Genomic DNA, 14635 nt, shown 5'->3' on the forward strand with positions numbered 1-14635 from the left:
CTCCTCCACCGCGCCCCGCGAACCCAATTTCGTGAGCTGCGCGATATTTGCATACGCCGATCATAAATATGTTCATTTGTGTTTGACAATGAACAAATGAACATATTTGATAGTGCTAAGGCAATTGTCATCCATGGATGTCATCCACGGGTCACATGCGCCGTGCAGGGAGGAGCGGACGGAGCCGGCAAACAAGCCTGTCCGTCTCGCGCAGAAACAGGAGGTTTCATGAAAACGACATTCGCCAAAGCGTTCGCGGGCCCGCTCGTGCTCGCCGCGACTTTGTTTGCCGGCGCGGCCAGCGCGGGCACGCTGACCCTTTACACGTCCCAGCCCGAGGCGGACGCGGCCAAGACCGTCGATGCCTTCAAGAAGGCTTACCCGGATGTCCAGGTGAACATCTACCGCTCGGGCACCAGCGACATCCTCACCAAGCTCGCCGCCGAATTCGCCGCCGGCAGCCCGCAGCCCGACGTTCTGCTGATCGCCGACGCGGTGTCGATGGAACTGCTCAAGAAGGACGATCACCTTCAGGCCTATCCCGAAGCCAAGCTCGACGGCATCGATCCGGCGTCTTACGACAAGGACAAGACCTATTTCGGCTCCAAGCTGATCACCACCGGCATCGCCTACAACACGCAGGCGGCTGAGAAGCCCGAGCACTGGGCCGACCTCGCCAAGCCCGAATACAAGGACGGGCTGGTCATGCCGAGCCCACTCTATTCGGGCGCCGCCGCCTACATGCTTTCCGGTTTCGTGTCCGATTCCAACTATGGCTGGGATTTCTACCAGAAGCTCAAGGACAACAACACGATCGCCGTGCGCGGCAACGGCGCGGTGCTGAAGTCGGTCGCCAGCGGCGAGAAGCCTTATGGCGTGCTGGTCGACTTCATGGCGATGAACGCCAAGAAGAAGGGCTCGCCCGTCGAATTCGTCTTCCCGTCCGAAGGCGTGCCGGCCGTCACCGAGCCCGTCGCGATCATGAAGACCGCCAAGAACATGGACGACGCCAAGCATTTCGTCGACTTCATCCTGTCGGACGAAGGCCAGAAGCTGGCGCTGTCGATGGGCTATCTGCCGGCGAAGGCTTCGGTCGGCCGTCCCGACTGGATGCCGGAAGGCGTGAATGTGAAGGTCATGCCCTTCGACACCAAGGCCATCGTCGAGCGCACCGACGCCGACAAGAAGAAGTTTTCCGAACTCTTCGGCGGCTAAGGCAGGATCTCGTGAAACCGATGCGGCCCCTGTCCGGCGCCTTGCCCCCACGGCGGGCCGCATCGCTCTCTTCGGCCTGTCCGGCCGACAGGCTGTTCGAACCTCTCAGGCTGTAACCATGTCATCACGGACCAAGGAAAGCCGGGGCCAGGAGATGGCTCTGACGGCGGCGGTTGCCGTCGCCGTTCTCATCCTCTCCATCCTGCCGATGCTGCGCCTGATCCGGGAGATCGTCTTTCCCGGCGGCACGCTGTCGATGGCGGCCATCGATGCGGGCCTGTCGAACCCGGCCACCTGGGTCGCTACCGGTCATACCATCTTCGTCGGCGTGTGCGGCACGCTGCTGGCGGTCGTGCTGGGAACGCTGGTGGCGCTGGTGGTGACGTTGACCGACATGCGCGGCCGCAGCCCATTCATCCTGTTCTACGTCATGCCGCTGATGATCGCGCCGCAGGTCACGGCATTGGCCTGGCTTCAGCTTTTCGGCCCGGCCAGCCCGTTCCTGAAGATGCTGGGCATGGCGCCGCCGCTCGGCACCCGCAACCCGCTCTATTCGCCCGGCGGCATCATCCTTTTGCTCGGCATCCAGTACGGCCCGCTGGTCTTCCTGCTGGTGCGGGCCGGCCTGCGCAAGCTGCCGCGCGAACTGGTGGAGGCGGCAAGGGCCGGCGGCGCCGGCTGGTTCACGGTGCTCAGGACCGTCATCCTGCCGCTGATGACGCCGGCCATCGTGGCGGCGGCCGCGCTCGCCTTCGTCTCCTGCGTCGGCAATTTCGGCATCCCCGCCTTTCTCGGCATCCCGGCCAACTATCTCGTCCTGCCGACGCTGATCTACCAGCGCCTTGCAGGTGCCGGGCCGGCGGTTCTGGGCGAAACCGCCTTCCTGTCGGTGCTGATCGGCGTCATCGCCATGGCCGGCATCGTCACGCAGGAGGTCATGAGCCGCCGGCGCGACTACCGCATCTCGTCCACGTCGCTGCCGGCCGAGCCCTATGAGCTGGGTCGCTGGCGCCTGCCCGTGCAGGCCGCGCTCTGGCTGCTGATCGTGCTGATCCTCGCCCTGCCGCTGTTCGGTCTGCTCCTGACCTCGCTGGTGCCCGGTTACGGTATTCCCCTGAACGCCAAGACCGCGACGCTCGACAATTATCGCTTCGTCCTGTTCGAGCACGACGCGGCCGGCCGCGCCTTCTTCAATTCCTTCTGCCTGTCGATCGCCGCCGCCGTCTTCGCCGTCGTGGTCGCCATTCCCGTCGGCTACCTGATCGCCTGGGGCCAGAAGAAGTGGCTTCGTCTCATCAACCTGTCGGTCGAACTGCCCTATGCGTTGCCGGGCGTGGTGCTGGCGATCGCCTCGCTGCTGCTGTTCCTGAAGCCGATCCCCTTCACCGGCATCCAGATCTACAACACCGTCTGGATCATCCTCTACGCCTATCTCGCGCGCTTCCTCGTGCTGGCTCTGCGACCCACCGTCAGCGGCTATCACCAGATCGACCGGGCGCTGGAGGAGGCCGCGCAGGTGGCCGGCGCCAGCTTGTTCACGCGCCTGCGCACCATCGTCTTTCCGCTGGTGGCGCCGGCTGCCATGGCGGGCGGCCTGCTGATCTTCATGACGGCGCTGTCGGAACTCACCGTCTCGGCACTGTTGTGGTCGTCGGGATCCGAGACCATCGGCGTCGTCATGTTCTCCTTCGAGCAGGGCGGTGATTCCAGCTACGCGGCCGCCATGTCGGCGATCACCGTCTCCATCACGTTCGTGCTGATGCTCGGCGCCAACCTTTTTGCTTCCTATCTTCCCAACGGAGTTCTGCCATGGCGGGATTGAGCCTTGCAGGCGTCACCAAGTCCTTCGGCGATTTCGACGCCGTCAAGGACGTTTCCATCGATGTGAAGGACGGCGAGTTCCTGGCCGTGCTCGGCCCGTCCGGTTGCGGCAAGACCACACTGCTGCGTCTGGTCGCCGGTTTCGAGAAACTGACGGCCGGTGAAATCCGCATCGGCTCCGACAGCGTGTCGTCGGGCGAATTCAACGTCCCGCCCGAGAAGCGACGCGTCGGCATCGTCTTCCAGAACTATGCGCTGTGGCCGCACATGACGGTCGCCGAGAACATCGGCTATTCGCTGAAAGTGGCGAAGGTCGACCGGGCCGAGGCGAAGAAGCGCATCGATGATGCGCTTGCGCTGGTCAATCTCCAGGGGCTGGGGGAACGGCGCCCGGCCAACCTGTCCGGCGGCCAGCGCCAGCGCGTCGCGCTCGCCCGCTGCCTTGTCGCCGCGCCGTCGCTGGTGCTGTTCGACGAGCCGCTCGCCAATCTCGACGTGCATCTTCGCGCCGCCATGGAGGACGAGTTCGCCGCCTTCCACGAGCGCACTGGCACCACCATCGTCTACATCACCCACGACCAGGCCGAGGCGATGGCGCTGGCCGACCGCATCGCGGTGATGGACAAGGGCCGGCTGGCGCAACTCGCCACGCCGCGCGAGCTTTACAGCGAGCCGGCCAACGCCATGGTCGCCTCCTTCATCGCCCAGGGCATGGTCCTGCCGGCCAAGGTTCTGACTTCGGAAGACAGCGGCCATTGCAGGGTCGAGGCGCTGGGGCAGGAGGTCGTCGTGCGCTGCCGCCCCGGCGAACGGCCGCGCGACAATGCGCAGATCTGCGTGCGCGCATCCGACCTGGTCGCCGCCGAAGCCGGCGAACAGGGCGTCGACGGGTCGGTCAAGCGCGCGGTCTACAAGGGGGGTGCGGCGCGCATCGAATTCGTGCCTGCCGCATGGCCCGACGTCGCGCTCCATTTCGAGCAGCGCGAGCCCAATCCGTTCGAGGCCGGAAGCGCCGCCCGCCTTCGCATCGCCTCGGGCTGGCTCATTCCGGCGGAAAGTGCTGCGTGACCATGCGGATTGATCTCCTGGGCGGCTTCGGCGAGAAGGGCCGCACCTCGCTTGCCGTGCGGCGCCCGTCCGGCCGCGTGCTGTTCGACCTCGGCATCAAGGTCGGCGCGTCGGGCGCGGAATACTATCCCGCGCTGCAAGGGCCGGTGGACGACATCGAGGCGGTGCTGATCTCGCATGCACATGAGGACCATATAGGCGCGCTGTCCTGGCTGCTGGCCAAGGGGTTTCGCGGCCGCATCCTGATGACGGCAGAGACAAAAGCGGAAGCGCCGGCGACGCTCGCCGGCTACGCCGATCCGGCCGACCTTCGCGGCCATCCCTTTCCGGCCGGGCGGGTGGAGCTTTTCATGCCGGGCGACACGCTGCGCATCGCCGGGCTGGAGATCGCCACCGGCCGATCCGGCCATGTCGTCGGCGGCGTCTGGTTCGCGATCGGCGACGGCGCGCGCAGGCTGGTCTACTGCGCCGACGTCGTGCCCGAAAGCGCGGTGTTCGTCATGGATCCGATACCGGCCTGCGACCTGCTCGTCTTCGACGCTTCCTACGGCGCCGACCCGGTGCCGGGCGCGAAGCGGGCCGAAGCGATCGGGCGCTGGATCGCGGCCCGTCCGCAGGGCTGCCTGCTGCCGACGCCCCTGTTCGGCCGGTCGTTGGAACTGATCGCGGCGATCGACCGGCCCTTCGCCGTCCACGCCGCGATGCGGCCCGCGCTCGAGGCGCAGGTCGAGGCGGGTCCGGCCCTGTCTCCCGGCATCGCCGACACGCTGCGCCATCGTCTTGCCGGGGCGGGCGACTGGCGCGACGGCGACCCTCTGCCCGCGACGCCGCTGCTGTGCGACGACGGCATGGGGCAGGCCGGTCCATCGGCGCAATTGCTGCCGCAGGCGGCAGCGCAAGCCTATCCGGTGCTGCTGACCGGTCATTTGCCGGCGAATTCGCCCGGCGAGCGCCTGTATGCCGAGGGCAAGGCGGACTGGATCCGCATGCCGACGCATCCGACGCTCGCCGGCAATGTTGCCATCTGGGAAAAGGCCGGCCGGCCCGCCGCGATCGGCCATTCCTGTCCGCCCGCCGACCTCGCCGCGCTCAAGCCGCACATCACGACTCTGCGTGACGAATGCCGCACCGGCGACAGCGTCACCGTGCCCTGAGGAAGAAGAATGCGAATCCTGATCTCGAACGACGACGGCATCGAAGCCCCCGGCATCGCACGGCTGGAGGCGGCGGCGCGGCGTCTGAGCGACGACGTGTGGGTCGTCGCGCCGGAGACGAAGCATACGGCCGCCGGCCCGTCCCTGACCATGGCGAAACCGATCACCATGACGCGTCTCGGCGAACGGCACTATTCCTGTTCCGGCCGTCCGGCCGACTGCGTCATCGCCGCCTTCGCTTGGCTGTTCAAGGACGACGCCAAGCCGGATCTCGTGCTTTCCGGCGTCAACGACGGCCGCAACGTCGCCGAGGACCTCGCTTATTCTGGCACGCTCGGCATCGCGCGCGAGGCCTCCTTCTGGGGCGCGCCGGCAATCGGCTTCTCGCGCGTGAAGGCGCCGGACCTGTCGCCGGACGATGACGAATGGCTGGCCGGCCTCGTCGGCGATCTCTGGGACCGCCGCGCCAACTGGCACGCCGAAGGCCATTTTTTGTCAGTGAACCTGCCGAAGGCGCTGCCGGCCGAAATCCGCCAGCCGGCGATCGGCCGCGACAAGATCGGCCGCATGGCCGAGGTGGCGGAACGGGAAGGCGATCGCACGGTGCTGGTGTTCCCGCGCGGCCGCGCGCATGCCGCAACGCCCGGCGACGAGAACGATGCGATCGACCGCGGCTTCGCCACCGTCAACCGGTTGAACTGGTTCGGCGAGACGCGGTTGCCGGGCGCATTCGTCGAGTCGCTCGGCGCCTCGGCCGGCTGACGCGCATCGGCCCTGTCGACCGGCCGCCATCGCGGTCGAGAATGATGAATGGCGAACCGTTGCACTCTCGCCGCTTGATCTTGTGAAAATCGCTGTCGGCAAACGCCCGAATATTCAGTGACTTTGGATGCCGGGGCTGGTCGTGGCGGCGACCCTGTCGCGCATGGCTTGCCGCGAGCGCGGATTGTCGGGCAGGATCCAGTCCGGTTCCGTTCCCAGGAACCGGTCGAGGAAGGCGACGGCGTAGGCGGGCATCTCCGTCGCGTTCTCGCGATAGGACCACCATGTGCGCAGGTCGTCCGCGCAGGCGTCCACGATGGGCGCGCGGCCGAATTCCTGTTCGTGGATGGCCGAGATCGCCGAGACGCAATAGTTGGTGTAGAGGAAGCCTTCGGGCCAGAAGCGGATGATCTCGGCCATCCTGGAGTCCGCGCCGGAGCCGGGCTGGACGGGGGCACAGGCCCTGGCCGGATTCTGCCGGATCAGTTCGCGCAGCGCCAGCCCCGCTGCGAAGCGGATGAAGTCGCTGCGATCGACCAGCGCGAGGCCCTTGCTGGCGTCCACCGTCTCGATCCAGTCGAGAAATGCCTTGGCCAGTTTCGTGTCGTCGATCTCGAAACGGACGCCGTAGGCGGCCGCCACGGCCCTGGCATTGGCCCGGAACGTGGCACGAAACCAGCGCAGCCGCCTGAGCTGGTGCCCAAGGTCGGGCATAAGTGCCAATTCGTCCTTGAAGCTCGTATCCATGGGCGGGTTCCTCGGCTATCCTTTACCATCGCCGCCGGCGCTGCGCCACGCGGTTCCCTGTTTATCGAGCGGTGTCGGGTCGTAAAATCATACATATTGACATCGAAGAAAACAAATGTTCTCTAGCTGACACTTCATGACCGTCCCGGCAGGCGGTTGTCGGCACGGGCCTTGGGAGGAGGATCCTTATGGCGATCTGGCAATGGGCGCTGCTTCTTCTGGCGGTCGTCTGGGCGCTTCAGTCGCTCGGCGTCTGGCTGCAGATGCGCCATTATTCCGACGTGTTCCAGGGCATCACCAACCGCTTCAAGGACGGGTTTGTCGGCGCCGGCAACTCGAAGGGGCGGCTCTACAAGGGCACCATCGCCCTGATCGTCGTGACGCCCGATCTGGTCGTGCAGCGCCTGATGGTCATGACCGGCCGATCGGTGTTCACCAAGTTCAAGAGGCATGAAGAATTCGAGGGCACGTCCCTCGATCAGCTCCGGTCCAATCCTGCCGTGATGGGGGAGGGGGAACCCGGTGTGACGGAGGCGGTGCGGCGGGCGGTCGAACAGGTCGACCGTGCGCGGTCCGCGCCAGGGAGGCAGCCGGAACCGACCGGCTTGAGCGCAGCCAGCGCATAGGCAGGAACCGACCGCCGACGGGGACGAAGGCGGCGGCGCAAGGAGGAGCAATGTCACTCTATTCATTGTTGGCACAACATGCCGACATCGCCGTCCAGCACTTGCATGTCGCAAGCGCGATGGCGTCGGACGCCGTGTTCCACGGCCATCCGGCCGCGCAGCACGCCGGCGACCACTATGTGGTCCTGGCGCAGGCCGACAGCGGCCCGATCACCGTTGACCAGTTCAGGGAAAAGCTGAAGGACGTCAAACAGGAAGAGCAGCTCGGCTGGCTGGCCGATGCCGGCAAGTATTTCATCGGCATCTTCCAGAAGGGCGGCGAGGTCTTCGCTGGCTTCGTGACCGGCATCATTCCAACGCTGGTCGTGCTGATGACCGCCTTCTACGCTCTCACCGAACTGATCGGCGAGGAGCGCGTGCACGGCATCGCGCGCGGCGCCGGCCGCATCGCGCTGACCCGCTACACCGTGCTGCCGGTGATCTCGGTGTTCTTCCTCACCAACCCGATGGCCTACACCTTCGGATCGTTTCTGGAGGAAAAGCACAAGCCGGCCTTCTACGACGCGGCCGTGTCCTACGTGCATCCGCCGCTCGGCCTGTTCCCGCACATCAATCCGGGCGAATACTTCGTCTGGGGCGGCGTGCTGGTGGCGCTTCTCGAGCTCGAGAAGAAGGGCGTCGTGGCCTCCGGCTATCACATCAGGGTCGCCATCTGGTACGCCATCGTCGGCCTGATCGTCATCCTTCTGAAGGGCATCCTGACCGAGCGCATCACCGCCTTCATGGCGCGCCGTCAGGGCGTCGAGCTCTAGGCCGGGTAGGGAGGACACGAACATGGTCAAGACCTACAAGGCAGTCAAAATCTCCAGGGGCTCCAGCGGATGGGGCGGCCCGCTCGTCATCCAGCCGACGGAGCAGCGCAACAAGGTCGTCTCCGTCACCGGCGGCGGTATCCACCCGGTCGCGGCCCAGATCGCCGAGATGACCGGCGCCGAAGCCGTGGACGGCTTCAGGGCGCCGCCGGTCGAAGGCGAGATGGCGGTGGTGGTGGTCGATTGCGGCGGCACCGCCCGCTGCGGCGTCTATCCGCGCAAGCGCATCCCGACCGTCAACCTGACGCCGGTCGGACAGGCCGGGCCGCTCGCCCAGTTCATCACCGAGGACATCTACGTCTCCGGCGTGAAGCCGGCCAACATCGAGATGGCGGACGGCTCCGAACCGGCGACCTCGGCCGGCGGCACGGTCAAGCGGGACATGACGCCCGCGGAAGCCGCCGCTTCCATGAAGGTCGCCGCGCCGCCGTCGTCCGAGGGCGGCTTCGTCGGCCTGATCAGCTCGATCGGCCGCGTCATGGGGCGCGTCGTCGGCATCTTCTTCAATGCCGGCCGCCGCACCATCGACCAGGTGGTGCGCAACGTGCTGCCTTTCATGGCCTTCGTGACCATGCTGATCGGCCTCATCCTCTACACCGGCATCGGCGACATCCTCGCCCAGCCCATGGGGCCGCTGGCCAACAACATCGTCGGGCTGATCGTCATCTCGGCCATTTGCGGCCTGCCGTTCCTGTCGCCGATCCTCGGCCCGGGCGCGGTCATCGCCCAGGTGATCGGCGTCGCCATCATCGGCCCGCAGATCGCCAACGGCACCATCGCGCCGGCGATGGCACTGCCGGCGCTGTTCGCCTACAACACCCAGGTCGGCTGCGACTTCGTGCCGGTCGGTCTGGCGCTCGGCGAGGCCAAACCCAAGACCATCGAGATCGGCGTTCCGGCGGTGCTCATCAGCCGTCAGATCATGGGTCCCGTCTCGGTGCTCATCGCCTGGGTCTTCAGCCTGCTGGTTCTGTAAAGAAAGCAAGGAGGTTCGCCACATCATGGTTTTTCTGGAAACGCGGGTGACCGAAATCGGCCCCGAAGTGGCGGACCTCGCGGAAGGCGGCGTGCTCATCCTGTTCGCGGATGGCTCGCCGCCGGAACTGGCCGAAGTCTCCGTGCTTCACAGGGCCGTTCAGGGGCCGGGCGACGACGCGCCTTCACCGGGCGCGTCGATCACCATCGGGCCGGTTTCGGCCAGCGTCACCGCCGTCGGCGCGACGGCGTGGTCCAAGGTCCGCGAGATCGGCCACGTCGTCATCTCCTTCAACGGAGCCGGCGAGGCCGAGCGGCCCGGCGAGATCTGCGCCACCGAAGTCGAGGGCGAAAAGCTGGTCGCGGCCCTTCAACCCGGCGCGACCATCACCATCGCGGCCTGACTGCCGTCCGCCGGTTCGGAAATCTGCTAGGATAGTGTCTATGGAACGCTCGACCATCGTCAGGGTGCACGAAGGGCTGCACGCCAGGCCGGCCACCCGTTTTGTCCGTCTCGCCAAGAGCTTCGAATCGAACGTCGAGATCGCCAAGGGCGAGAAGTCGGTCAGCGCCAAGAGCCCGGTGAAGCTGATGCTGCTCGGCGTCAAGGAAAACGACGAGGTGACCGTAAAGGCCGACGGCGCCGACGCCATCGAGGCGGTCGAAGCGCTGATCGGCTATCTGGAGAACCCCCGCTCGGGGCTGGAGGAGGACGAAGCGGCGAAGCCCGGTTCCGGGCAAGAGAAACCGGCATCGCCGCAGGCGGAAGATCCGCAAGCGGCTTCCGTCGCTGCTACCGCTTCTTCTGGCGACCTGCGCGGCATCGCCGCCAGCGAGGGCGTTCATCTCGGTCCGGTGTTCGCGCTTTTCCCGCCGAAGATCGAGCCCGCCGCCCGCCGGCTCGACGCGGGCGAGGTCGAGAGCGAGATTACCCGCCTGCGTGAAGCCGTCGCCGCCGTGCAGAAGCGCATGGACGCCGCATTGGCCGACCAGAGCCTCGCGGCCGGCGACCGCGGCATCGTCGCTGCGCTTCGCGACATCGCCGCTGACGACACCCTTATCGAAGAGGCGCAAGCCGCGATCCGCAAGGGGCTCGACGCCGTTTCGGCGATGGTCGCCGCTTCCGAGAAGGTGGCGGCCGATTTCGGCGGCGTCGACGACGCCTATCTCAACGCGCGCGCCGACGACGTGCGCGCCGTCGGCCGGCAGATATGCCTCGTGCTGCTCGGCGAGAACGATGTCGATCTCGCCGCCGTTCCGGAGGGCGCGGTGCTGGTGGCGGAGGACATCGGCGCCTGGGACCTGTCGCGCGCGCCGCTCAAGCGGCTCGGCGGCATCGTCTGCGGCAAGGGCGGCGCCACCTCCCACATCGCCATCATCGCCCGCTCGCACGGCATCCCCGCCGTGCTGGGTGTCGGTGACAGGATATTCGAACTCAAGGACGCGCGCGAGGTCGCCGTGGACGGCGATACGGGCCATCTGCTGGCGGACCCCGACGAACAGGCGCGGGCCGCTTTCCTCACCCGCATGGACGCCGCCGCGCGGGAGCGCGAGGCGCTCGGCGCTTTCGTCGACACGGTGCCGAAACGCGCGGACGGCGCCGTCGTCGAGGTCGCGGCCAATCTCGGCTCGCTGGAGGAGATCGACGCGGCGAAAGAAGCCGGCGCGATGGGCGTCGGCCTGTTCCGCACCGAGCTTCTGTTCATGCGCCACATGCACATGCCGTCCGAGGACATGCAGGCCGAGACCTATGCGGCGCTGGCGAAGGCCTTCGCGCCGCATCCCGTCATCGTGCGCACCCTCGACATCGGCGGCGACAAGCCGGTCGCCGGCATCGATTTTCCCGAGGAGGACAATCCCTTCCTCGGTTGGCGCGGCATCCGCATGTGCCTCGACCGCCCCGACATCTTCAAGCGGCAGTTGCGGGCGCTGCTCAGGGCTGCCGTCCATGGCAATGTGAAGGTGATGCTGCCGATGGTGTCGGATGTCGCCGAGGTCCGGCGCGCCCGCACGCTGATCGACGAATGCGCCGCCGAACTCGACCTCGACGGAACGCCCTACGCCCGCTTCGATCTCGGCGTGATGATCGAGACGCCGGCGGCGGTGCTGATCGCGCCCGACCTGGCAAGGGAAGTCGCCTTCTTTTCCATCGGCACCAACGACCTCACCCAGTACGTCATGGCCGCCGATCGCCTCAACCCGGCGGTGGCGGCGCTCAACGACGTCGCCAACCCGGCCGTGATGGCCGCCATCGCCATGACGGCCCGCGCCGGCGTCGAGGCTGGGATCATGGTGGGCATGTGCGGCGAGGCGGCCGGCCGTCCGGACCTCATTCCGCGCTTCATCGAAATGGGCCTGACCGAATTGTCGATGAGCCCGGCCTCGATCCCGCGCGCCAAGAAGACCATTGCCGGCATGTGCAGCTGAGCGGCCCGGTTGCAGGAGCGTTGCTGCCGGTTCACCGGTGGGCAGGGGGCCGCGCCTGCAACGCGACGGCGGGCTACGGCAGGTGCGCCAGCAGCACCGCGAAGAGCGCCGTCAGGTCGCCTTCGATATCTTTACCGGCGAAGGCTGCGTGGATGCGCTCAAAGCGGGCGTCCACCGCAAGCGTCGAGATTTCCAGCATGTCCGATTGGGATCGCTGCCCAGCTTCCATCGTCGCGAGGCCGCAGGCGACCGCGACCGGCGCCAGGCATCTTGCGAGCGTGTCGCGCTCCTCTTCGGCCGTCATGCGTTTGCCGGCCGTGCCGTCGAAATGCAGCGGCGGGCGCCGCATCAGTTCGGCAAGAAGCGCGGCAGTCAGCCGGGCTGTCACCGCGACACGGTCCGTCCAGCCCTGCGCGCGCGTCAACGCGTCAAGCTCCTGCGCCTGCTGGCGGGCAAAGCTTGCATGAACGGACGCGAGCGCCGTCTCGGCGATGCGCGCGCCGCCTTCCATGCCTCGCGCGGCCAGAACGGCCTTGGTCAAGGCATAGAGATCGCGCCGGAAAGCCCGCTCGCCGGCAAGCGGCTCACGCGTCGGGAAATAGACGCTGAAAGATTGCGCCGTCATGCCAGAGGTTCCGCCGGCGAACCGGCGCGGCGCCAGCGTTTGCGCCATCGTCATGACATCGTCGAAGGCGCTGGCGGCATGGCCGAGCAGATCCTCGATGCCGTTGAGGGGAAAAGGCGTGCCCATGCGCGGCGCGCCGGCCGCGTCGTGGCGGTGTTTGCGGATCGACTGGCGCGCCTCGCGCAGCCTGTCCTTGAGATTGACGCGGACCTCTTCGGAGATTTCGCGGAGCATTTTTCCTGGCCTCTTCGGTCGCCGCGCCCGCGCCGGAAGAGCCGGCGGCGCGGGACCATTGTTTCCACGGCCGTTTTCGGGTCAATAGGAGATATTGCCTGCTCGCTTGAAATCGACTGAGTCCGGGAGGGGAACCGCGTGGCAAGAAAACCGCAGCCAGACCGGGGCGCATCGATCGAACGGCGGCCGCCGGCCGACGGCGTTGTTCCGATGGCCGAAAGCAAGGCCGACCGGCTGCGCATCCGCGCCGCCTGGATGTATTTCATCGAGCAGAAGACCCAGAACGAAATCGCCGACATATTGGGCGTCGGCCGGGTTTCCGTGGTCAGGATGCTTGCCGAGGCACGCGCCCGCAACGAGGTTCGGATCGCCATCGAAAGCGAACTGACCGAGATCGTACGGCTGGAACGTGCGCTCGAACTGACCTTCGGCCTGCAGCAGGCGTTCGTCTCGCCGCTTTCCCACCCCGAGGCGGACCCGATCCCGGGGATCGCCGCGCGGACCGGCGCCTATCTCTCGGAGACGATGCGGCCAGGAATGCGCGTCGGCGTCGGCTGGGGAAACACGTTGATGGCGACCTTGCCGTTCATCGGCACACGCTCGCTCGCCGGCTTCGAGGTGGTCTCGCTGCTCGGCGGTGTCGGCGTGGCCCGTCGCCTCAATCCGGCCGAATTCGCCTGGCGCTTCGCCCAGGCTTTCCAGGGCGACGGCTATCTGATCCCGACGCCGGCGGTCGTTGACAGCATCGCGACCAAGGAGGCCCTGGTCGAACGCTGCGGCCTGCAGGAGATCTTCAGCTTGGCGGATGAACTGGACGCGCTTGTCGTGTCCATCGGCGGCATCGCCTCCGCGACGACCTTCTATCGCAAGGGGTTCCTCAGCGAGGCTGACCGGGAGGCCCTGGTGGAGCGCGGCGCGGTGGGCGATCTGCTGTTTCATTTCTTCGACCGCGCCGGCCGACTGGTCGACCATCCGATCAACGACCGTGTCATGTCGGTCGAGGTCGACAGGTTGCGCCGCGCGCCGCTGCGCATCCTCACCTCCGGCGGCGCCGAGAAGACCGAGGCGCTGCTCGGCGCCATGACGCTGATCGCGCCGACGGTGCTCATCACCGACGAGGAGACGGCGCGGCGGATGCTCGACATGCATGAGGCGATGCAGGCAGGCGGGACGGGAAGGCGGGCAAGCTCATGATCATCGACACCCATCTTCACCTGATCGACAGGACGGCGTTGCGCTATCCGTGGCTGGCCGGCGAGCCGGCGCTCGATCACGATTTCCTCCACCGGGACTACGCCGTCCAGGCGCGCCGCGCCGGCATCGAGGCAGCGCTGCACATGGAAGTGGATGTGGCGCCTTCCGACATCGAGGCCGAAACGAACCATGTCGAGGCGCTGGCAAGGGAACCGGGCAGCCTGCTTTGCGGCGCCATCGTCTCCTGTCGCCCGGAAGAGGAGGGGTTTGCGGCCTGGCTGGAAAAGGCGAAGGCCGACCCGTTCGTGAAGGGCTTTCGCCGCGTGCTGCATGTCGTGCCGGACGCCGTCTCCGAGGGCGCCCTGTTCCGGGAGAATGTCAGGCGCCTCGCCGGCAGCGGCCTCACCTTCGATCTGTGCATATTCCCGCGCCAGACCGGCCAAGCGAGGGCGCTGGCGGACAGCGCGCCCGACGTGCAGTTCATTCTCGACCATTGCGGCAATCCCGACATCAGGGCCGGTGCCGGGCGGGAATGGCGCCAGCACATCACCGAAATGGCGCGCCGCCCCAACGTGATGGCGAAAATCTCCGGTGTCGTCGCCTATGCCGATCCGGACACGTGGACGGTGGCGACGCTGAGGCCCTATGTCGAGCACACGATCGAGAGTTTCGGCTGGGATCGTGTCGTATGGGGCAGCGACTGGCCGGTCTGCACGCTGGGCGGCGGGCTGCTCGCCTGGGTAAGCGCGACCCACGCGCTGCTGGCCGGCGCCGGCGAAGCCGAGCGCGAAAAACTGCTGTCGGCCAACGCCCGTAAGCTCTGGAAGCTGGACTGAAAAAGCCGCCGCCGGCGGAAGCAGGGCAATCGCATGTGACGGCGCACCCCCACCCCTAATCCCTCCCCACAAGGGGGAG

The 14635-nt window shown here is 66.9% G+C and carries 14 protein-coding genes; 12 read left to right on the plus strand and 2 right to left on the minus strand.

Annotated elements, in window-relative coordinates:
- The first annotated feature begins 228 nt into the window (after positions 1-228).
- The 5 genes from ABMA46_RS04280 to ABMA46_RS04300 all read left to right on the plus strand — a co-directional run bounded on the left by ABMA46_RS04280 (position 229) and on the right by ABMA46_RS04300 (position 6020).
- Positions 229-1215 (plus strand): ABC transporter substrate-binding protein, encoded by a 987-nt coding sequence (locus ABMA46_RS04280; RefSeq protein ID WP_348998078.1) that lies wholly within the window; start codon positions 229-231, stop codon positions 1213-1215.
- Between the two features lie 118 nt (positions 1216-1333).
- Complete coding sequence (locus tag ABMA46_RS04285; protein ID WP_348998079.1) at positions 1334-3037, plus strand: ABC transporter permease; 1704 nt, start codon at positions 1334-1336, stop codon at positions 3035-3037.
- Complete coding sequence (locus tag ABMA46_RS04290) at positions 3025-4104, plus strand: ABC transporter ATP-binding protein (protein WP_348998080.1); 1080 nt, start codon at positions 3025-3027, stop codon at positions 4102-4104. Before ABMA46_RS04285 ends, ABMA46_RS04290 begins: the two co-directional genes overlap by 13 nt.
- Before the next feature lie 2 nt (positions 4105-4106).
- Positions 4107-5258 carry an MBL fold metallo-hydrolase gene (locus tag ABMA46_RS04295; RefSeq protein WP_348998527.1) on the plus strand — a complete coding sequence of 384 codons (1152 nt, stop codon included), beginning with the start codon at positions 4107-4109 and terminating at the stop codon, positions 5256-5258.
- A 9-nt stretch (positions 5259-5267) separates the two neighbouring features.
- Positions 5268-6020: a 5'/3'-nucleotidase SurE gene (locus ABMA46_RS04300; protein ID WP_348998081.1), complete on the plus strand. Its 753-nt coding sequence runs from the start codon at positions 5268-5270 to the stop codon at positions 6018-6020.
- A gap of 114 nt (positions 6021-6134) precedes the next feature.
- On the opposite strand, the gene ABMA46_RS04305 is transcribed toward ABMA46_RS04300, so the two are convergent.
- The gene (locus ABMA46_RS04305; RefSeq protein WP_348998082.1) at positions 6135-6767 is read right to left on the minus strand and encodes a hypothetical protein; all 633 of its coding nucleotides are present in this window, start codon (positions 6765-6767) and stop codon (positions 6135-6137) included.
- 188 nt (positions 6768-6955) lie between these two features.
- Between ABMA46_RS04305 and ABMA46_RS04310 the strand changes: the two genes are divergently transcribed.
- From ABMA46_RS04310 to ptsP, 5 genes are read left to right on the plus strand one after another with little or no spacing between them, the layout of a single operon-like run.
- Positions 6956-7393: a transcriptional regulator GutM gene (locus ABMA46_RS04310; RefSeq protein WP_348998083.1), complete on the plus strand. Its 438-nt coding sequence runs from the start codon at positions 6956-6958 to the stop codon at positions 7391-7393.
- 50 nt (positions 7394-7443) lie between these two features.
- A complete protein-coding gene (gene srlA / locus ABMA46_RS04315) occupies positions 7444-8205 on the plus strand; it encodes a PTS glucitol/sorbitol transporter subunit IIC (RefSeq protein ID WP_348998084.1) in 762 nt (253 codons plus the stop codon).
- 22 nt (positions 8206-8227) lie between these two features.
- Complete coding sequence (gene srlE / locus ABMA46_RS04320; protein ID WP_348998085.1) at positions 8228-9241, plus strand: PTS glucitol/sorbitol transporter subunit IIB; 1014 nt, start codon at positions 8228-8230, stop codon at positions 9239-9241.
- 22 nt (positions 9242-9263) lie between these two features.
- Positions 9264-9644: a PTS glucitol/sorbitol transporter subunit IIA gene (locus ABMA46_RS04325; RefSeq protein ID WP_348998528.1), complete on the plus strand. Its 381-nt coding sequence runs from the start codon at positions 9264-9266 to the stop codon at positions 9642-9644.
- A 40-nt stretch (positions 9645-9684) separates the two neighbouring features.
- Positions 9685-11667 carry a phosphoenolpyruvate--protein phosphotransferase gene (ptsP, locus tag ABMA46_RS04330; RefSeq protein ID WP_348998086.1) on the plus strand — a complete coding sequence of 661 codons (1983 nt, stop codon included), beginning with the start codon at positions 9685-9687 and terminating at the stop codon, positions 11665-11667.
- A gap of 73 nt (positions 11668-11740) precedes the next feature.
- Here the strand turns inward: ptsP and ABMA46_RS04335 are convergent, their stop codons facing one another.
- On the minus strand, positions 11741-12526 hold the full coding sequence (locus tag ABMA46_RS04335) for a hypothetical protein (protein WP_348998087.1): 786 nt from the start codon (positions 12524-12526) through the stop codon (positions 11741-11743).
- 210 nt (positions 12527-12736) lie between these two features.
- Here ABMA46_RS04335 and ABMA46_RS04340 point away from each other — a divergent pair, with 210 nt between their 5' ends.
- A complete protein-coding gene (locus tag ABMA46_RS04340) occupies positions 12737-13720 on the plus strand; it encodes a sugar-binding transcriptional regulator (protein WP_348998529.1) in 984 nt (327 codons plus the stop codon).
- A complete protein-coding gene (locus tag ABMA46_RS04345; protein ID WP_348998088.1) occupies positions 13717-14556 on the plus strand; it encodes an amidohydrolase family protein in 840 nt (279 codons plus the stop codon). Before ABMA46_RS04340 ends, ABMA46_RS04345 begins: the two co-directional genes overlap by 4 nt.
- The last annotated feature ends 79 nt before the right edge of the window (positions 14557-14635 follow it).

The organism is Mesorhizobium hunchu, from assembly GCF_040081975.1.
Taxonomy (GTDB): Bacteria; Pseudomonadota; Alphaproteobacteria; order Rhizobiales; family Rhizobiaceae; genus Mesorhizobium; species Mesorhizobium hunchu.

What these genes read in the sequence shown, in the direction of transcription:
- ABMA46_RS04285 (WP_348998079.1), top strand. Translation starts at nt 1,334, where the DNA reads ATGTCATCACGGACCAAGGAAAGCCGGGGCCAGGAGATGGCTCTGACG.
- ptsP (WP_348998086.1), top strand. Translation starts at nt 9,685, where the DNA reads ATGGAACGCTCGACCATCGTCAGGGTGCACGAAGGGCTGCACGCCAGG.
- ABMA46_RS04290 (WP_348998080.1), top strand. Translation starts at nt 3,025, where the DNA reads ATGGCGGGATTGAGCCTTGCAGGCGTCACCAAGTCCTTCGGCGATTTC.
- srlA (WP_348998084.1), top strand. Translation starts at nt 7,444, where the DNA reads ATGTCACTCTATTCATTGTTGGCACAACATGCCGACATCGCCGTCCAG.
- ABMA46_RS04345 (WP_348998088.1), top strand. Translation starts at nt 13,717, where the DNA reads ATGATCATCGACACCCATCTTCACCTGATCGACAGGACGGCGTTGCGC.
- ABMA46_RS04310 (WP_348998083.1), top strand. Translation starts at nt 6,956, where the DNA reads ATGGCGATCTGGCAATGGGCGCTGCTTCTTCTGGCGGTCGTCTGGGCG.
- ABMA46_RS04295 (WP_348998527.1), top strand. Translation starts at nt 4,107, where the DNA reads ATGCGGATTGATCTCCTGGGCGGCTTCGGCGAGAAGGGCCGCACCTCG.
- ABMA46_RS04305 (WP_348998082.1), bottom strand. Translation starts at nt 6,767, where the DNA reads ATGGATACGAGCTTCAAGGACGAATTGGCACTTATGCCCGACCTTGGG.
- srlE (WP_348998085.1), top strand. Translation starts at nt 8,228, where the DNA reads ATGGTCAAGACCTACAAGGCAGTCAAAATCTCCAGGGGCTCCAGCGGA.
- ABMA46_RS04335 (WP_348998087.1), bottom strand. Translation starts at nt 12,526, where the DNA reads ATGCTCCGCGAAATCTCCGAAGAGGTCCGCGTCAATCTCAAGGACAGG.
- ABMA46_RS04340 (WP_348998529.1), top strand. Translation starts at nt 12,737, where the DNA reads ATGGCCGAAAGCAAGGCCGACCGGCTGCGCATCCGCGCCGCCTGGATG.
- ABMA46_RS04300 (WP_348998081.1), top strand. Translation starts at nt 5,268, where the DNA reads ATGCGAATCCTGATCTCGAACGACGACGGCATCGAAGCCCCCGGCATC.
- ABMA46_RS04280 (WP_348998078.1), top strand. Translation starts at nt 229, where the DNA reads ATGAAAACGACATTCGCCAAAGCGTTCGCGGGCCCGCTCGTGCTCGCC.